Source organism: Dehalococcoidia bacterium, from assembly GCA_041653995.1.
In the GTDB taxonomy this organism is placed as follows: domain Bacteria; phylum Chloroflexota; class Dehalococcoidia; order GIF9; family UBA5629; genus CAIMUM01.
The window spans coordinates 481,013-499,781 of sequence record JBAZEK010000001.1 but is presented as its reverse complement, the minus strand read 5'-3'; the positions used below and the strand labels follow the sequence as shown (position 1 = coordinate 499,781).

Sequence of the window (18,769 nt, the reverse complement as noted above, 5' to 3'; positions counted from 1 at the left end):
AAAATTCGGTTATCGGCAGTGTCTTCTATTGTATCTAATATAGCGGTCGATGGCATGGGCGGCACTTGAGATCGAAGGATATACAGGCATTTCCAGCGCCGCGAAGCGTGCCCGTACATCCTCTTCCAGTCTCCGCGCCTGCACGGTGATCGAGTTATGCAACACCACGGCCAAAGGCTTGGAAATAGATTCCTTGAGCGCGGTCACCACCTCGATAAAACGTCCCATCAGCACCGACCTGCGCGATAGGGCCCACAAGTCGAGCGGGAACTGCATTATGATGATGTCGACATCCTTCGAATCCGCCACGGCTTGAATGGCCCTGACGTGGTGGTCGACGCATCCCAGGGGCGGTATATCCAGCGGGTTCCTGAACATGCTGCCGGCCTCAGTGCCGTAGATGCCGTGCAACGTTCGCCTTAAATCGACATGCAGAAACGGCAGGTGCAGTCCGGCTGCGGTGATATCGTCGGCGGCCTGGACCCCCACTCCCCCACCCGAGCCGGCCACGACCGCGTTTCTACCGGCTGGAGTCTTCATGAACGCCAGTGTGACACTTATGTCAACTAATTCCGACATCCCGGCAACCTGAATTACGCCAAGCTGGTTGAAAAGTGCCTGCCAGACGGCGGACGATCCGGCGATAGCGCTGGTATGCGAGGCGCAGGCCCTGGCGCCTGTCTCGGTATTGCCAGCCTTGTAGATGATAACAGGCTTGGACTTGACTGCCCGTCTCAGCGCCTGTTTGAAACGCTGTCCGTCCTTGATGCCTTCAATGTACATGGCGATTATTGCGGTCTCCGGATCTTCCGCCAGATATTCGAGAAAGTCGCACTCGTTTAAATCGGCGGCGTTGCCGTAGCTTATGGCCTTACTGAAAAACAGTCCCCGTTCCGAGGCCTCTCGTATGCAATAGATGCAGTTGCCACCACTCTGTGAGATTAGGCCGAGCGTTCCCGAGCGCGTAGGAAATCCGGCCTGGTCGGCATACTCACCGGCAAAAGTCAGCCCGGCTGAGGGACAATATATGCCCATGCAGTTGGGGCCGATCAGCCTTACACCGCCCTCACTGGCTATCTGCAGAACCTCCTCCTCCAAACGTCTGCCGGCAGAGTCCTCGATCTCGCTGTAACCCGATGTGAAAAGGTGTGCCGCTTTAACTCCCTTGGCGGCGCAGTCGCGTATCAGCTGGGGAGTATGACGGGCGGAGACGGCGGACACTAAATAGTCGACCTCGCCCGGTATCCCTGCTAAATTTTTGTAAACCTTCAGCCCGTCTATCTCACCGCCCGCGGGGTGGAGCGGGTAGATCTTTCCGGGGTATCCGAACTTTATCAGGCTCATCAGATACCACTGCGCCGGCCCGGGTTTAGAGGCATCCGCCGATACGCCGGCCAGCGCGATGGCCCGCGGCCTGAAAAGGAAGTCCAGTGATGAGGGCGTCATTGTTCGCTCCCGCTCAATATATTGGGCTGATTGTATATCTAAAGAGAGGGCGCATTCAAGCTCGGGATTCACGGGAAATGGAGGTCAGCGTTTAATCAGTGCGTGCTCCAGCATCTGGATTGCCGTTTCCTCAAAACGGGCCGTAGGGCATTTCAACCACATGAAGCAGATGCGGGTTATCCACTCGATCAGTCCGCCGACTAGTTCCGCAGCCGCCAGTGTATCGTATTCCCTGATCCGGCCTCTCTTGATGCCGGTCGCAATGGCGGAGCGCAGTATTCTCTGCACTTTCTTATCAGCATAAGGTCTGGTATTCTCCATGCCGAGGTTGGCCCGGATGTCCAGCAAACGCACCACATCTGCATTCCGTGAAGCATGCGCGAGCACCTGATGCACAACCGTCCTGATCTGCTGGGGTCCCAGTGAGCCTGACAGCGACTTCTGTAAAATATCCGATATACCGGTGATATAATCCTCCACCAGAGCGTCTGCCACAGCCAGCTTGGAATTGTAATAAAGATAAACCGTGCCGTGCGCGACCCCCGACCGCGCCGCTATCTGGGACATGCTCGTGCGAGCATAACCCTGCTGGCGGAATAATTCACGCGCGGCAGCGAGTATTTCACCCTGCCTGCCCGGCACTGCTTTTCTGGCCATCTCGGTTATGACTGATTGTCAGTCATTCAGACTATCAAGATTTTTGGCCCGTGTCAATGGACTTTGAATCTTAACGGGACGCCGAAAGATACCCGCCTCATTCCGGCTGACCCTGAAAAGCGGGAGTTCCGACTGCCTGCCACCATTTTGCAGGTGACCTGATTTCGAATACAATAACCTTAGGTCATAGAGTTTACTAATTTTAACTGCGTGTGAGGTGGGTCAATGGATGTATCAAAGATCATCTTCCTGGTCATTAACGTCCTGGGTGGAATCGCAGTGCTGGGCAGCTATGCCGTCGGACTGATACAGCATCCAGGTAAAGGGCTTGAGCTGTGGGGCGGTGTACCCAAACTGGTTCAAAAGATCAATCTTGTCACCATGCCGCTGGCCGCCATCGGCTATCTGCTCTTTGCTTATTTCATCCTGTTTCACCTGGATGCTAAGAAACTGCTCTTTGCCAACAGCTATGGTTTTGAGCTGATCAACATCATATTCATCGGTATACTGTTGCCTTCGGCGATCTGGATGCCTCTCACTTTCCTCTGGCTGGACAAGCCGAACCCTTTAACCTGGTGGGGTGTGCGCATTGTTCTGTTTGTAGTTGGATTAGCTTCGCTTGCCCTTCTGGCAGCCCTGCTCAGCAGCAATATTCGTGAACCGGCCTGGTCCTATTGGATGGCTGTGGCCGGGGCAGCTGCATTCTTTGTTCAGACCGGCATAATGGATGCGTTCATATGGGCTGCCTGGTTCCCTCAAAAATAAACTGGAGGTGATTGGGTTGGTAGGAGTTGTAACGGACAGCACATCCGATATACCGGTGGCGCTGGCACAGGATCTTGGAATCGAGGTGATACCTATTTATATCCTTTGGCAAGGACAGACCTACCGCGATGGAATTGACATGATGCCTGATGAGTTCTTCCAGCGGCTGGTCTCAACTGATGTCCTGCCTACTACTTCGCAGCCCACTCAACCTGACTTTGAGAATACATATATGAAGCTGTCAAAGCGCTGTGACGGCATATTATCCATACATGTATCAGCCAAGTTAAGCGGTACTTTTAACGCGTCGCTACAGGCCGCTAAATCGGTGGCGGACCATATACCGGTGACTGTAATCGATTCGCAACTCAATTCCATGGGATTGGGGCTGGCGGCAATAGCTGCAGCGCGTATTGCTGCAGCAGGAGGTACCCTGAAAGATGTTGTGGATGAGGCACGAAAAGCTATATCGGATATTAAGATGCTGGGTATCTTCGATACGCTTAAGTACACCATCGCCGGAGGACGCATCAACAAATCGGTCGGCAAAATAGCCAGTATATTGAATATTAAACCTTTATTGACCTTCCGCAATGGAGAGGTGCACCTGGTAGGCGCGGTCAGGCTGTACCGCAAAGGAGTGGAGAGGCTCGCGAACTTTGTCAGGGAGAACCTTCCCCTTTCCGAAGTTGCTATCGTACACAGCGCATCCTGGGCAGTAGCAGAACAACTGAAAGCGGATCTAAGCAGCGCGCTGCCGGCCGATAAAATCATCGTGAACCAGCTTGGAGCCTCGCTGGGAGTTCATGGTGGACCGGGTATTTTACTGGTGGCAGCACGCAAAGCTTAGCACCACGCAGGATTTGAACAACTTGACAGTTCTGCGGCAATAAAACTAAGATAAAACCTGCTCATGCGGGTGTAACTCAGCGGTAGAGTGCTTGCTTCCCAAGCAAGACGTCGAGGGTTCGAATCCCTTCACCCGCTCCATTTTTTCCTGACCTGCTCTGATCGGTGTATCCTTTATTTATCCACTTTTTACGGACTGCTAAATTGCTATGAGAATGTGGATGGTTAACCCACAATACATGTGCGACAGGCACCTCCTGGGAGAACACGTCGAATGCCACATGTTTGCCGGTTGCCTCGATAAGCGTAAGACGCTTACCGGTTACATTAATAAAAATCTCTTCGACCCCTCTTCTCTTGTTAAGCGGCATAATAAGCTGGCAGAGGAGATGACATCGAGGGGTTTCCATCATAACAGCCCTCTCTCAGGATATAGAGGCGCATCCCATCCCATCGATGATTCAAGATCACTTAAAGAATTGTTGCATAGATGCGGCAGGTGCAGAGAGAGATATAACAGCCGTAGGAATAAATGATGGCCCTGCGATGCTACTCCGGACAGCGGCTGCAGCGTGGATAGCACTTTGGTATCCGTCAAGGAATATGTTAAACTTTTTAACGTTTCATGGGCCGTTAGCTCAGTTGGTAGAGCAACTGACTTTTAATCAGTGGGTCATAGGTTCGATTCCTATACGGCCTACCACTTCTTAATCACCTGCAGATAACCACCGCCTTTGAATAGATTTTCGGATAATATCAGCTATGTTGTCTGATGGAATGCATCCCCTGGGTAAAGGATATGTCCAGGTTTATACCGGAAACTGCAAAGGCAAAACCACTGCTGCCTTAGGGCTGGCTTTCAGGGCCATGGGACATGGTTTAAAAACATATATCGGCCAGTTCATGAAAGGCCAGCAGGATGGTGAACTTGAGGCAGCCAGACTGGTGAAACCGTACATCACCATTGAGCAATACGGCAAAAAAGGATTTATGCACGTCAAGGATCCTCCGGATGCAGAGGATGTCCGCATGGCCCGGGAAGGGCTGGCAAAAGCATGGCTGGCTATGACGAAGGGTGGCTACGATATAGTGGTTCTCGACGAGATAATCACAGCACACCATTTTCATCTTGTTTCGCTCGATGAAATGCTGAATGTTATCAGAGACAAACCGGACAATATTGAGGTAGTATTGACCGGCAGGTACGCGCCTCAAGAACTCATAGATGCTGCTGATCTCGTGACAGAAATGCTGGAGATCAAGCATTATTACCAGCAAGGCGTCGGCGCCCGCGACGGTATCGAGTGCTGATCTCGATGAAGTGCTATAATAGCTCGTTTTAAATCCTGATTGGGGGCAAACACTTGATATACTCCTTTAGAGATAAAAAACCCTTACCCGGCAAGGACACCTACATCAGCGATGAGGCTACCGTAATTGGCGATGTCAAGATAGGTGATAACTGCTTCATCGGTCCTGGCGCCATAATACGGGGAGATTACGGCAGCATAATAATACACTCGGGCACCGCTGTTGAGGATGGTGTGATAATACACGCCTTTCCGTTCAGTACCTGTACGATCGGGCAAAAGGTCACCATCGGGCATGGAGCAATCATACACTGCAAATCCATCGGCGACTACGCTTCAATCGGAATGGGGGCAATTCTGAGTATTAACTCTGAAATCGGCGAAAACTCCATTATCGCTGAAGCTACACTGATAAAAGCTAAGCAGATAGTACCGGCGAATGTTCTAGTAGGGGGCAATCCGGCCAGGGAATTGAGAAAGATAACTGACCAGGACAGGGAACACTGGGCCATGGGCAAGCAAATCTATATAGACCTGGCCAAAGAATACTTGCTGGAACGTGAGAATAAACGGTAGATCGATTTAACCGCCGCCATTCAAGACAGCGGCGATTATAATCTGTGGAATCTTTCTATAAATATAACTCCTGTATATAATCTCACACTTTTATTCAGGAACCAGCCGGTATCAGCATCGTCCTCAGCTCAGTGGGATTCTTAATAGTCTTCTGATATTTGATGTAATCTGTCAGGGCATCAACGTCTTTAATATTGAGGTCCCTGTATTTCAGGAAGCTTTTTATCAGGGTCTCCCCCATCGCACCCATCCAGCTGATCTTGTTGACCAGCGGGGCTATACCTTTCTCAAGCAGAAAATCGGTGGTAACCAGCGTATAATCGGCGTCCATGTTCATGGGGACGTATTCTCCTGCCTCGTTTTTCACCTGGATATTCGTGATACGCTCACCGCTTTTGCGGTTCATGTCAATAGTCATTTTAAAACCTGAGAGCTCGAAACAGGGCGGAGGCATCTTCACTTTAATATGTGAGTCAAGGCCCATCTCCAGCATCATCTTTAGCAGGCTACCTTTAAGCGTTATTGCCGACAGGTTATGCCGTAAATCAAGCACCATGTTGATATCGCTGGCCAGTATAGGGCCTTTGAAGATATCGTAATCGACATCATACGTGTCGAACAGGGCAAGATTAACAGTCGGATCAACCTTCTGAGCGCTCCATAAAAATGCATCGGCGATGATGGGTCCCGGCCCGATATCATGACCCCTGATCAGGTCCTCTTCAGCAGTTCCCACAACCACGTTCAGATCAGCCGCCACCTGGTCGGCATACGGTTTCAGCACTTTATCCATCTCCGGATTGCTCGCATAGATTTTAATGCCCGGATTCTTGTCTACGGCCGTCACAATATCCGCATACTGGGGCGAGTCCTTGGCCACAGGATTCCAGCCGTTGGCATCCGCCAGCTTGAGACTATCTGAAGCATAGATGAACGGCCGACCTCTATATGCACTGATCCTGCCATGGTCGTCGAAATCCAGCTTGACCTGTCCCAGCAGCTGGTTGGATTCCCAGGCATGGACGATGAGGACTTTGTCCCCGTCGGGCCCGGCAACTACCGTAGGATAAGATGTTACCGGATTGAGTCCCAACTCGACAAACTCCGGCCCGCCCATGAAAGTGTGCGAATGCCCGCCCACTATGATGTCTATGCCGGGAACAGCGGCGGCAAGCTTGAGGTCAGGTTCATAGCCGAGATGGGAGAGTATGACGATTTTGTTGATTCCCATAGCGTTGAGCTCGGATACATATTTGCGGGTTATGTCCTCGGGCGCAAGGAATTTGACCGTATTGCCCGGCCTCGCGATGCCTGGTGTGTCAGGCGTGATCAATCCGATGACGCCGATTTTCTGGCCGCCCTTTTCCAGGATGACATACGGTTTAACTCCCGCTGCCATCGCCGGCTCCTGTGTCAGGTCCATATTGGCGGCGAGAACGGGCAGTTTGAGGGTACCCAGCATTGTTTTCGACAATTGCGTGCCCAGGGCAAACTCGTGGTTACCCAGCACTACTGCATCGAAGTTCAACGCGTTTATGGCTGAGAAGTCCGCCAGGCCCTCGAATTTGGGCATCCAGATGGTACCCTCGGTTGCATCGCCGGAATGAAACAGCATAACGTTCTTTTCCCCCTGGCGTATGTTATCCACGGCCGAAGCCAGCAGGCCGAAACCACCCAGCGAAACCAGCGTATCCCTGCCGTTTAACCTGAGCATCACATCGTGCGGCATCACGTAAGAGTGCGTATCGCCGACGTGCAGAATGGTGATCGAAAGCGGTTCGCTGACTATTTCCTTGAGGGGCTCAGCGGCCGGTGTAACAGGCGCGGCCGGCGCGCAGGCGGTTAGAACCAGCGCCGCTGACAATATTAACGCAAGAGCAATGCCTGTCGTTTTGTAAATGGATTTCATCATTCTGTTCATCAGCCTCTCTCCTTACAAATATATTAATATCCCAAGCATCGCGTGACCGAAGCAACCGGCCACGGGTACAATTCCCGCCTACATCCCGTGTGATTATAGGCGGTTCAAAACACTTTTACAACGTCTTTTTACCCCGTTTTTCACCGGCTACCCGACGGTACAGTTTTAATCAACCGTTCGCATGCGCAGGAACATAATTCATTGACACCTGACTGTCCAACCGATATTATCGTATTCGGAAGTAGTATTGGAGCGATTATCGTTTAAACGTTAAATTGTACGTGAACTATCAAAGCGGACAGTTAATATGAAGCAGGAAAACAGCATTTTTATGAAGGTGGACGAGGTTGGGCCCGTCAAATTCTATGTGACCGACGGCGGCGGCAGCGCGGCGGATGCGATATACCGGGCGAGGTTTAAACTGTATGCCAAGGAGGACCGCTATATTGCCGACAGCGGTATATATTTGGATGTTAAGAGAAAGATGGTCTACGATGTCTTCGACCCGATATCTCTTCATCTGATCGCAGTGAACGAAAAGGGTGAGATCTTCTGCGGTATTCGAATAGTCCCCTATCAGGATGTGATCGGATTGCCCATGGAAAACAAATACCCCGACGTGAAACTCCAGAGCAAAACCGGCTTCAATATCACCCATTACATAGAAAAATCGGGTATTCCAGTGGATAAGATTGCGGAGTTCGGCAGATTTTTCAGGCTTGCCAACAGGAAGAACGTGGATACTACATATGATCCGATCAGCCTGCTTATCTGGAAAAACGCCACAGAGCTTACCAAGACCCAGGTAGGCGGCGTAAAACCTATCGATTACGCGTTTGCATACGCAGTTCCCGGCCTGGCCCGGCTTTACAACAAATTCGGTTACGGCATGATACCCGATGTGAACGGCAATTTCGTGAACCACATATTCCCGGTGCCTACGAAACTGAATACCAGCGACGGGAGGGTTACGATGGAGGAACTGGAGCTTGTGCCTCTCGTGCTATCCAGGAAAAAAATTGTAGAACGGATACATAACGCCGACTGGGAAGCGCACGACCCCACCAATCCCAGGCTCGACAGCAAATTGCTTGTTTACCTGGCCCCGGAAGAATTCGGCTTGAAGCGGGAAGAGATCGATAAACAGCGAAAAGACCTGGCGGATGTCTATCAGATGCTCTACGGCGAAGACGAGCAGCGAACGCCGGACAAAGACCTGGTCATATCCGGAAGATAATCTACTTTCGCAACTTTCACTTCAATAAAGCACCCCCTCCATTATGATATATAATTATCGTTAGCGGAGGTGGATAACCATGGGATACATCTATTCTTTTCACGATAAATGCGAGGATAAAACCCTTTTAGGTAATAAGGGCGCCAACCTGGTAACCATGACCAGGATCGGGCTTCCCGTACCGCCCGGTTTCGTGGTTTCCGTCCAGGGCTACAACGAGTACAAGAAAACGGGCCGCCTGTCGGAGAAAGAGATAGCCCAGTCCGTGACTGCGCTGGAGAAAGAGGTCGGCGCCAAGCTCGGCAAGGGTCTGCAGGTCTCCGTCCGTTCTTCAGCCCCGGTCTCCATGCCCGGTATGATGGATACAGTCCTCAATATCAGCGGCATGTCCGAGATGAGGGCGGCTATCCGGCGCATTTTCGAATCCTGGGACAACATCCGCGCCATCGAATACCGCCGCCTGAATGATATCCCCTCCGACATCGGCACTGCAGCCATCGTGCAGGCCATGGTCTTCGGCAACAAGGATGCCAAATCCGGAACGGGCGTAGTCTTCAGCCGCAATCCCAGCACGGGGGAGCACGGGCTATTCGGCGAGTACATCCAGCGCGCGCAGGGCGAGGCCATTGTGTCCGGCTCCACAACCCCCGTACCCGTGTCCGAACTCAAATCCATCCTGCCTAAAATGTATAAGGAGCTGGAGCAGAAGGTCGCCCTGCTGGAATCTCATTTCCGCGATATGCAGGATGTCGAGTTCACCATCGAATCGGAGAAGCTCTATATCCTGCAAACGCGCTCAGGAAAAAGAAGCGGTCAGGCGGCGGTGAAAGTGGCCGTGGACATGGTGCACGAGGATCTGATAACCGTAGAAGAAGCCATTTTACGTATCAAGGCAGACGATCTGCGGGCATTGCTGCACAAGCATATTAAGCCGGATCAGCGGCATGAGCCCCTGACCAGCGGCCTGGCGGCGGCTCCCGGCGCCGTAATCGGGCGCGTGGTGTTTACAGTGGATGATGCTTTGCTGCTGTCAAAGAAGAGTATCCCTTCCATCCTGGCGAGACCGGAAACCAGCCCTGATGATATACAGGGCATAGCCGCAGCCGATGGCGTGCTAACCTCCAGAGGCGGGCTGACTTCCCATGCCGCCATCGTTACCAGGGCGATGGGCAAGCCCTGCGTCTGCGGCGCGGAAGATATCGAAATAGATCCCAAAAAGAAGACCTTTACCTGTAAAGGGAAGATCGTTCGCCAGGGAGATACCATAACTATTGACGGCACAGCGGGTGCAGTTTATATCGGCACGGTTCCCCTTGAGGAAGGTGTAATGATCAAGGAGTTCAGTGAGCTCCTTACCTGGCTGGACGGCGCCAAGCGGCTGGGAGTCAGGGCCAATGCAGATACCCCGGACATGGTGGCGCAGGCCATCAAACTGGGCGCTGAAGGCATCGGGCTCTGCCGCACGGAGAGGCAGTTCAACGGTCCCGAGCGGCTCTCCGCCATCAGGGAATACATCCTGGCCGACACACCCGCCCAAAAATCCAAAGCCCTGCAACACCTGAGCAAACTACAGAAAGAGGACTTCCTCGCCCTCTTCAAGGAACTTAAAGGCCTACCAATTATCATCAGGCTGCTCGATCTGCCGCTCCACGAGTTCCTGCCTTCCGAAACGGAGACCACGGACACCAGGACCAAACAACGCATAGCGGAGCTCAAGGAGATTAACCCCATGCTGGGACACAGGGGCGTGCGCGTGGCGGTGACCAATCCCGAGATATACAGAATGCAGGTCCAGGCCGTGGAGGCGGCCAAGAAGGAGGTACCGGCCGACGTATCGATAATGATCCCGCAGGTTATCACTTCGCAAGAGCTGATTATGATCAAGGAAAGCTGCACCGAGGGCTCCACACTAAAGGTGGGCACAATGATGGAGACCGTCCGCGCCTGCATGAGGGCGGGGACGCTGGCCCAGGTGGCGGACTTCCTCTCCTTCGGCACCAACGACCTCACACAGGCAGTATACTCGTTCAGCCGTGAGGATGCAGAGAAGAAGTTTCTCTCCACCTATCTGGAAATCGGCATACTGGAAGATAATCCTTTTGAGATCATCGATATCAAGGGCGTGGGACGCCTGATGGAGACCGCCATTTTCTGGGCGCGCCGCGAGAAAAAGGACATTCCCATCGGGGTCTGCGGAGAGCAGGCGGGCGAGCCGACTTCTATCAAATTCTTCCACGCCATTAACGTGGATTACGTGAGCTGCAGCCCGTTCAGGGTGCCTATCGCCAAGCTGGTCGCCGCACAGGCTGCCATTTCGCAGAAAGACTCGGCGGAAGCTGCCCTGTAATCAGCTTCGCACCTTGTGGTTCGCTTGGTGGAACACTTTACTTCATTCGGTAAAAAAACATATGCATAAATACAATTTTGCCCTTTCGTTGCTGAAGACAGTTGGAAATGCATTAACCGGGCGTTTGCATTTCCCCCGTAATAGAGTGGGCAAGGAATTTGAAATAGGTACCGAGAAGTGGATCATTTTCCGCGAGGCTATCGTCGATCGTCGCAAAGGCCAGCCGGAAAGACCCGGGGCAGTCTTTATCCCGAGATTTCACGTAGCCAATATGTCGCTCCGACAAAACATGATATTTTCTTTATTGCCGATGTGCCTGATACTCGGGCTTCCAGGTTTTCGTTCCAAACTCTGGCTGTATAATCCAGCCAACGACGATTCTGCCGGTTATTATGAATGGGATACGATTGAGGATGCCAACAACTATAGCCAATCGCAAGCGATGCGCTTTATGTCAAATCGCTCCGTGCCGGGCACGGTGTCTTTCAAAGTTATCCCTGTTCGGGACTAATTTTTCCCTGTGCAAAGGCCTGCTTGAATATCCTGATAGACTCAGCCACACCTTCGCCCAGCGGAGTGACGTGCAGGGCGCCCAGCACCTTCACAAGGGGTGCATTGTCGATCTCGGCAGGAAAGGGCAACGGTATGTCATCGTACGTAATACTGCCCTTTGACGAAGGCTCGGCCGCCTCTATGGCAGCTGTTACAGCCTGCATCCCGACCGTTTCCCCACCAAGGTTGAACACTTCGGAGCCTTTGAAACCGACACGTGCCGCATCTATATATGCCCTGGCCGTGTCATCGGCATACTGAAACCCGAAGCGCCCGCCGTATGAAATACGGTACGGTTTGCCCGCCGCCGCCGCCAGCATGGCTTTGGTGGGAGTCGACGTCATCCCCTGGTCTCTGCCGGGTCCGTAGACTACATAGGGGCGGATTCCGATACTGGAAATGCCATTGTCCATCCAGTAAACGCGCGCCGTCCCTTCGTTGGCTTGCTTGTAGACTCCATAGTGCGACCGCGGGCGGAGCGGGGCATCGTGAAGCAGCGGCCCATCGGGATATTCGTCGGCCGGGCCATATACAGCCGTGCTGCTGGCATAAACCAGGTTACGGATACCGCAATGGACGGCCGCCTCGAAAACATTAACGGTTCCGCCAACGTTCACTGCGGCGCCCAGCGACGGATCAGCCTTGCAAAAGGGGAACTGCATGGCTGCCAGGTGGATGATGTGTGTGATTTTATACCCCTTCAGTATGATCTCAATAGCCTCCAGATCGGTGATATCGCCACCCACGAATTCGACAGCGGACAGCTCTTTTTCGCTCATTATCAGCTTCAGACGATGCAGTGAACCGGACCTGACCAGGGCGCAGGTGTAGACTCCCTCCCTTACCAGGTTACGCACCGTCCATGCGCCAATGCATCCGCTAGCTCCCGTGACCAGGAACCGTTGCTTCATTTCGCCACCCAGCCGCAGTCGACAAGCAGGTCCGATCCGGTTATAAACGATGCTGCGTCGCCGGCCAGGAAATATATGGCTTCGGCGATCTCTGAAGGATCTGCCCAGCGTTTAAAAGCCTGCTCGCCCTCCCTCAGCTTCTTGACCTCTTTGTAGGGCTTACCTGTTTTGGCCGATTCTATCTTGATATCGCTCCTCAGCATGGGCGTGTCCACAGAGCCGGGGCTTACGGAGTTGACCCTTATATTCCAGGGGGCCAGCTCCCAGGCCAGCGCCCTGGTGAGCGCAATTATAGCCCCTTTGGTGGCGCCGTAAAGCGAGTGGTCGATCTGCCCTACATGGCCTGAGACCGAGCCCATATTCACGATAGAGCCGCTCTTTTGCTTCTTCATGACCGGTATCACGTGTTTGCAGAAGAGGAAGATGCCCCCCAGGTTGACGTCCACGACACGCTGGTATTCCTCCCAGCGGATCTGGTCCAGGGGACGCACCAGCACGATGCCGGCATTGTTGTTGAGCACATCTATGCGGCCGTACATCTTGACTATCTTTTTCACGGAGGCGGCAACGTCTTTCTCGCTGGCCACGTCGCATTTCCAGAAAATGCAATCACCGCCACCGGCTTTGATCTCATCACTGACCTGTTTACCTCGATCGGATATATCCAGCATAATGACAGTGTAGCCTTTATGGGAGAACAGCCGCGCTACAGCTTCGCCTATCCCGTTGGCAGCGCCTGTCACAACCGCGACCTTTTTTTTCGTTTTACTCATCGTTTTATCTCCTGTTGAGCCCCAATATACTGCGCGCCTGCTTCACATTAGCGACAGGCCTTCCCAGCGACCGTGAGATCAAGGCTATTTCTTCAACCAGTTCGTGCGTCCTGGCTAATTTCCCCGACCTCGTATAACAATAATCCTCGGTGCCCACACGTACATGATCTCCTTCCTGAATGGCGGCCGTTAATATCTTCATCTGGTCCTGATGCATGATACTCACTACAACTGCGCAGCCCGGGGGCAACAGCCTGCGCCGATAGAGATACTCCTCGACGGTGGGAGGCGACCAGGTACCACCCGGCCAGCCGAAAAAGAGCGTGGTGATATAGGGAGTAGTCAGCAGCTTCTTATTGATCAGATAGTTCAGGTTCCAGATGGATCCCGCATGCCACACTTCGAACTCTGGGGCGACATGATGTTTTTTGCATAGCCTGGCATATTTCTCCAGCTCCTGCTTGGAATGCAGCTTGAGGCAGTCGACCTCGGCGAAGGCCTCGTCATGGTGGTTGAGTATTATGGAAAGCATATCTGACTTCTGGCTGAAGCAATCAAGGCGATCCTTTATCTCGAGGCTGGACATGCCGCTCTGGATGATGATATCGCAGGAAGCACGTACGGCGCGGATGACATCGGTCCATCGGCCTTCGGCGTGCGTATGCAGCACGGAGGCGCCCTTTTCAAGGCAACGTTTGGCCTCCCGCGCTATGGCCTGCGGGGTCCGGGGATAGTCCACCGAGGGCTTGAGCCAGCAGGTATTCGGCGTGGCAACTATGATAAGCGGGTCCATAATATTCTCCTTATGCCGAGTCTAGCATCTACAAACTAATAATCTGTTTATCCAGGGTTGTTATCTTGCGAAGGCCCGTGTCGGTAACCACGTAGCAGTCCTCCACACCGATCAAGATCTTGCCGAAGGACTCCCAGGCCTCGATCTCAAACACCATGTTCTTCTCAAACGGCCTGTCCAGCACCTGCAGTGGTCCGAAAAGGTGCTGCTCCTCGCACTCCAGCCCTATGCTGTGCCCAATCGCCATGGTCAATCCCTCGGGCTTCAACTTTTTATAGAAAGCGTCGGCTTCCGCGTTCAAATGCTTGATATTGACACCCGGTTTGGCGTTTTTCTCGTAATACTCCTGCAGCACGATCAGACGATCTATAATCTCTTTAGCTTCTTCAGGTACCGGACCGATGACGGCATGACGGTTTACGTCGGAGACGTATCCCTTATAGGCCGCTCCGAAATCGAAGCGGCAGATATCACCTCTTCTCACGACTGTGCCTATGCCAGGCGCCTCGGGATCCGATTCACCTATGCTGTGCGTCAGATGGTCCCAGGCCTCGGCGCCTTCCTCGATGATGGTCTTCCTCGCCAACAGCAGGAAATCGTTATCGGTCATACCCTCTCTGGTCGCCTTGATACAGGCGGCGACAGCCTTCTCCGTAATCTGCGTCGCCTTTTCGATCAGTTTGATCTCTTCATCACTTTTAATTAGACGCATCTCAAGCAGAACATCATCCGCCGTCACTACCTCGGCTGCGGGATTCTTCTGGGCCAGGAGATCAAGCAGGTACTTGGGAGCGTATGATTCGACCCCTATCCGTTTTCCTTCCAATCCCCATTTCTTGATCTTGGACATGATGGCGCGGGCGGTCTCTTTCTGCCCGATGGTACCCTTGTGATCGGCTATCCATGAGAACTTGTCCACGCTTTGAAAGAGGTCCCAGTTGAACAGCGCAGAACCGCCGTCGCGATTGACCACTACGACGTTGGGATACTGGTTGCTCAGTGCAAACAGAATGGGATTGGGGCTGGCATGCAGAACGGGCATACCGCTGGTGTAGAAAACGTTGACGGGCGAAGTTACAATCATCAGTTCCAGGTCATGCTTATTGAGTATCTGCTCCATCCTTTTCTTGTTGAAACCAACCGCTTTCACCCGTTTCACCTCCGGCAAGTTCTTATTAATAGGGATATGCTCTGCAAGTTTATGTAAAATGCTTTCCGTTCCGACGGACTTCTCGACTGCTGCCAGGTCCGCGCGGGTAACGGCTTTTCCGGTCTGGGCAGACAGATATCCCATCAGCACCGCGGTAATCGCGCTCTTGGCATGTTCAGGAGCAAATTCCGGCTCTCTGTTCTCCAATATGCATTGCGCGAAATATTCATCCTCGTAGCGCATGGATATGTTGTAATACGAAGGGAATGGGCCGTGCTCGATATCGGGCTCGTACCACTGGTTTTTATTCTCCCCCATAGCCTCATGGCTGGAGTAGATACGCACTGCCTTATCCCACATGTGATTTTCAAGTATTGTGCCTTTGCTACCGTATATCTCCAGGCTGTTGAAAGCAGGCGTAATCTGTGTGAAGCTCACAACCACTTCACCCATGACACCATTGCGAAAGCGGACCAATGCCATGGCATTATCCTCCGCTTTCTCGGGCAAATTGGTAGCCTGTTTGGAAAGCGTCACGTATACGGATTCCACCTGATCGTCAAGGATCCATTCCAGGGTGGCGAACTTATGCGCCCCCATATCCATGAAGGACCCTCCACCCGATTTAATCGGGTCTCCTTTCCAGGAATTAGGTTGGGTCATGCCCTCTATCTCGCTGACCCCCTCGTAGGCTCGCACCAGATGGACATCACCGATAAGCCCCTGTTTAATGGCATCGTGAATATACTGATGCGCCGGCAAAAAGCGATGGTTTTCGGCGATCATAAATTTTACTCCAGCATCTTTTGCCGCCTTAATCATGCGGTCGCAATCTTCAGTCGTTGTGGCCATAGGCTTTTCGCATAGAATATGCTTGCCTGCAGCGGCTGCCCGCGCTACGAGGTCGGCATGATGGATGTGAGGCACCATAATCAGCACTGCATCGATGTCACTTTCAAGGAATTTGTCAAGGTCGCTGAAAGCCTGCATCTTATTGGCCCTGTACCTTCTTGCCACTTTTTCCGCATGCTTCTGGTTCTTATCATATACCGCCACAAACTTAAGATTGGGTGAATCCTCACAGGCCGACCTGTGGAAATCCCAGACCGATCCCGCTCCGATGATGCCGAACTTAACGTATTTGCCCTTGGTATCCTTGCCCGACTTGCGCTGGGAGGCTGTTTTATTTTGAGATGCTTCGGCAGTGCCGCCTCCTGGTGCAGGCGCCTGCCCGGGCTCCATGTCCAGATCCTCCCGTATCAGATCGACCAGAGTGCGAAACTTGATCGCATCGGGCAGGCTCCCGTCCACCTTCAAGTCACCATTCATATATGCCACGGTGGCATCAACCTGGCCCGTAAAAACGCCGGCGCCCAGCACAGCGTCCATCTCCAGGATTATATCGGGAGCCTCAATATCCCCCTCGCCCATCTCGAAGCTTCCCCCCTGGATGCTCAACCAAAAAGCGGGATAATTCAATAGCCTGAATTGGAACTTGCGGTTGAATCCCCTCACTTCGTCTTTGGTTTCGTCGCAGCTGTTGGCAACCTGTGTAAAAAGCGTTAAGAAATCTTTCAGGTCTTTTAATCCAAATGTTCCACCTTCAACCTTCTCCAGCATACACTGCTTTAAACCTTCATCGATCGGTTGTTTGCTATCTACCTTCCAGCCCATAGTAATATTCTTCAAACCTCCCTTTATTCACCGGTTGACTTCTGAGGTGTACTCCTCATCGGTGTGAATTACGGACAGTTATTCATTATAAAGTCCATAATACGTGAAATCAATCGGACGGGCCCTGCCATGATGATCCACAGCAGCACACATCCGAACTATTGAACGACAATCTCTTCAGCGAGGTACTGCAAATGACTTCAAGTCAATATTATCTGGATCGCGAAACTTTAAAACTGCCTCGTCCTGCGCTATGGTTACATCCACAAAAGCCTGCTGATTTCCCTTATACCAGATGCTGGCCGGAGAGATATACGACCTCTCGGGGTCGGGCAAACCGCCGAAGGCGCCGCAAATAACATATGTAACATTGTTTTTCTGCAACACTTCGAGCAGGTGGTTATGTCCGCTGAAGACAAGATCGACATCATATTTTTCGAATAAGGGCGTCAGCTTTTCGATCATACTCTTGTCATCATACCAGGTCCACATATCCCATACACCGCCGGAAGAATAGTAGAAACAATGGCTCATTACAATGCACCAATCTTCAGCCGGTATGGTTGAAAGCTGTCCCTCCAGCCAGGCCGCCTGCTCCGGTGTATAGCTCTCAGTCCCCCATTCGAGATCGAGGAGCAGAAAATGGATATCGTCTGCATCGATGCGCTGCCAGAGTCGTGACCCGGTCTGCAACTCCATTGGCTGAGGGTACATATATTCCCGGTATAAATTCAGGCCTCCGAAGAGCGTATCATGGTTGCCCACAACAATCCGCGTGGGTATTTTAGAGGTGGTTGCCGAGAACGCATCGATAGCCGTCTCCCATTGGGCATCGTTAAAGCCATGCTCAACCAGATCACCGAGGAAGAAGAACATCCGATAGTCATGCTCGGGGTCGGCGATCTGCTGCAGCATCTTGCTCGTCAGGTCGTTTCGGGCGGTGCCTGCGCCGAAATGAGCATCGCTGCCCACGGCGAAATGAAGGGGCTGCCCTTTCCCAGGCATCGTGACAAAGTTAACCGGTGCAGCATCATTCAGGCTGTACTGGTAGCTGCTGGCCGGCTGGAGATCACGAAGCATAATTGCATGCTGCTGCGAGGGGGTATCCTCTTTTTCGATATTGATGCTATTACCTTTTCCCCACTTCAACGTGTTTTGCGTGGGATTGAGGGTCCAGAAGGTTACTGCCAGATTGGGAATCCCGTTTTTACCGGAGCCGTCCGCCGTCAGCAATTGCACCGCCTTGTCACCCGCGCGCTGCGAAGCCTGCGGTATCAGCCATCCCATCAAGACTGAGGGGAGGACAATGGCGATGACTGCTATTATCCAGATGTAAAAGGAGGGCAGCCGTATCTTTCCCGCCGACTTGCGTGAAGCGAGGCAGACATCCAGAACGGCCAAAAACGGCAACGCAATGGTAAAGCATATCAATACGATGAACGCGATTCGGAAGACGCCATTAACCTCAAAGAGACCTATTGTCCCATGCTGCCTAAAGGCCCAGATAAGGAAGGCAAGCATCAGTACAGTCCCGGCCGCCACAGCGGCGAACCACATGAACTTCCTAGCGGCCGGCATTGTTCTTATATAATCTTTAGTATCTTTCCACATGGCAACCTCCATCTAATAGAACTAAACCAGGGCGTAATAATTAACGTCGATCTGCAGGCGATTAGCTGACAGCGACTGTGTGCCCATTTATTTACAAGACTATCAACATATTTATTGAAGAGTCAAGGCAATTCGGAATACGTTGTTCATGCAATGCGCTCAGTTAAGCTACTGCATATAATCCGGCTTGACGGAAG

General features: G+C 52.4%; 15 protein-coding genes and 2 tRNA genes. 9 read left to right on the top strand and 8 right to left on the bottom strand.

Features of this window, described 5'->3' with window-relative positions; all coding sequences use genetic code 11:
* Positions 1 to 9: 9 nt before the first annotated feature.
* Both WC359_02410 and WC359_02405 read right to left on the bottom strand, forming a co-directional pair.
* On the bottom strand, positions 10 to 1,446 hold the full coding sequence (locus WC359_02410; protein ID MFA5399282.1) for a CoA-binding protein: 1,437 nt from the start codon (positions 1,444 to 1,446) through the stop codon (positions 10 to 12).
* Positions 1,447 to 1,530: 84 nt separating this feature from the next.
* The gene (locus WC359_02405) at positions 1,531 to 2,103 is read right to left on the bottom strand and encodes a TetR/AcrR family transcriptional regulator (GenBank protein MFA5399281.1); all 573 of its coding nucleotides are present in this window, start codon (positions 2,101 to 2,103) and stop codon (positions 1,531 to 1,533) included.
* A gap of 225 nt (positions 2,104 to 2,328) precedes the next feature.
* Here WC359_02405 and WC359_02400 point away from each other — a divergent pair, with 225 nt between their 5' ends.
* The 6 genes from WC359_02400 (at position 2,329) to WC359_02375 (ending at position 5,603) form a co-directional block, all read left to right on the top strand.
* Positions 2,329 to 2,868 (top strand): hypothetical protein, encoded by a 540-nt coding sequence (locus WC359_02400; protein MFA5399280.1) that lies wholly within the window; start codon positions 2,329 to 2,331, stop codon positions 2,866 to 2,868.
* Positions 2,869 to 2,884: 16 nt separating this feature from the next.
* A complete protein-coding gene (locus WC359_02395) occupies positions 2,885 to 3,718 on the top strand; it encodes a DegV family protein (protein MFA5399279.1) in 834 nt (277 codons plus the stop codon).
* Between the two features lie 65 nt (positions 3,719 to 3,783).
* Positions 3,784 to 3,858 (top strand) — tRNA-Gly (locus WC359_02390).
* A 486-nt stretch (positions 3,859 to 4,344) separates the two neighbouring features.
* Positions 4,345 to 4,420 (top strand) — tRNA-Lys (locus WC359_02385).
* Between the two features lie 59 nt (positions 4,421 to 4,479).
* Positions 4,480 to 5,028 (top strand): cob(I)yrinic acid a,c-diamide adenosyltransferase, encoded by a 549-nt coding sequence (locus WC359_02380; protein ID MFA5399278.1) that lies wholly within the window; start codon positions 4,480 to 4,482, stop codon positions 5,026 to 5,028.
* Between the two features lie 53 nt (positions 5,029 to 5,081).
* The gene (locus tag WC359_02375; protein ID MFA5399277.1) at positions 5,082 to 5,603 is read left to right on the top strand and encodes a gamma carbonic anhydrase family protein; all 522 of its coding nucleotides are present in this window, start codon (positions 5,082 to 5,084) and stop codon (positions 5,601 to 5,603) included.
* A 94-nt stretch (positions 5,604 to 5,697) separates the two neighbouring features.
* On the opposite strand, the gene WC359_02370 is transcribed toward WC359_02375, so the two are convergent.
* The gene (locus WC359_02370) at positions 5,698 to 7,524 is read right to left on the bottom strand and encodes a bifunctional metallophosphatase/5'-nucleotidase (GenBank protein MFA5399276.1); all 1,827 of its coding nucleotides are present in this window, start codon (positions 7,522 to 7,524) and stop codon (positions 5,698 to 5,700) included.
* Positions 7,525 to 7,831: 307 nt separating this feature from the next.
* Here WC359_02370 and WC359_02365 point away from each other — a divergent pair, with 307 nt between their 5' ends.
* From WC359_02365 to WC359_02355, 3 genes are all read left to right on the top strand, one after another.
* On the top strand, positions 7,832 to 8,761 hold the full coding sequence (locus WC359_02365; protein MFA5399275.1) for a hypothetical protein: 930 nt from the start codon (positions 7,832 to 7,834) through the stop codon (positions 8,759 to 8,761).
* 79 nt (positions 8,762 to 8,840) lie between these two features.
* Positions 8,841 to 11,108, top strand: a complete 2,268-nt coding sequence (ppdK, locus tag WC359_02360) for a pyruvate, phosphate dikinase (protein ID MFA5399274.1) — start codon at positions 8,841 to 8,843, stop codon at positions 11,106 to 11,108.
* Between the two features lie 61 nt (positions 11,109 to 11,169).
* Positions 11,170 to 11,619: a hypothetical protein gene (locus WC359_02355; GenBank protein ID MFA5399273.1), complete on the top strand. Its 450-nt coding sequence runs from the start codon at positions 11,170 to 11,172 to the stop codon at positions 11,617 to 11,619.
* On the opposite strand, the gene WC359_02350 is transcribed toward WC359_02355, so the two are convergent.
* The 5 genes from WC359_02350 to WC359_02330 form a co-directional block, all read right to left on the bottom strand.
* Positions 11,600 to 12,571, bottom strand: coding sequence for an NAD-dependent epimerase/dehydratase family protein (locus WC359_02350; protein MFA5399272.1), 972 nt, complete (start codon positions 12,569 to 12,571; stop codon positions 11,600 to 11,602). The two genes, WC359_02355 and WC359_02350, sit on opposite strands and share 20 nt — an antisense overlap.
* Complete coding sequence (locus WC359_02345; protein MFA5399271.1) at positions 12,568 to 13,344, bottom strand: SDR family oxidoreductase; 777 nt, start codon at positions 13,342 to 13,344, stop codon at positions 12,568 to 12,570. The genes WC359_02350 and WC359_02345 overlap by 4 nt, the downstream gene beginning before the upstream one ends.
* A 4-nt stretch (positions 13,345 to 13,348) precedes the next feature.
* Entirely contained in the window at positions 13,349 to 14,137 is a 789-nt protein-coding gene (locus tag WC359_02340) for a 3-keto-5-aminohexanoate cleavage protein (protein MFA5399270.1), read from the bottom strand.
* Positions 14,138 to 14,165: 28 nt separating this feature from the next.
* Positions 14,166 to 16,976, bottom strand: coding sequence for a Gfo/Idh/MocA family oxidoreductase (locus WC359_02335; protein ID MFA5399269.1), 2,811 nt, complete (start codon positions 16,974 to 16,976; stop codon positions 14,166 to 14,168).
* Between the two features lie 162 nt (positions 16,977 to 17,138).
* Positions 17,139 to 18,572 carry a metallophosphoesterase gene (locus WC359_02330; protein ID MFA5399268.1) on the bottom strand — a complete coding sequence of 478 codons (1,434 nt, stop codon included), beginning with the start codon at positions 18,570 to 18,572 and terminating at the stop codon, positions 17,139 to 17,141.
* Positions 18,573 to 18,769: the final 197 nt, after the last annotated feature.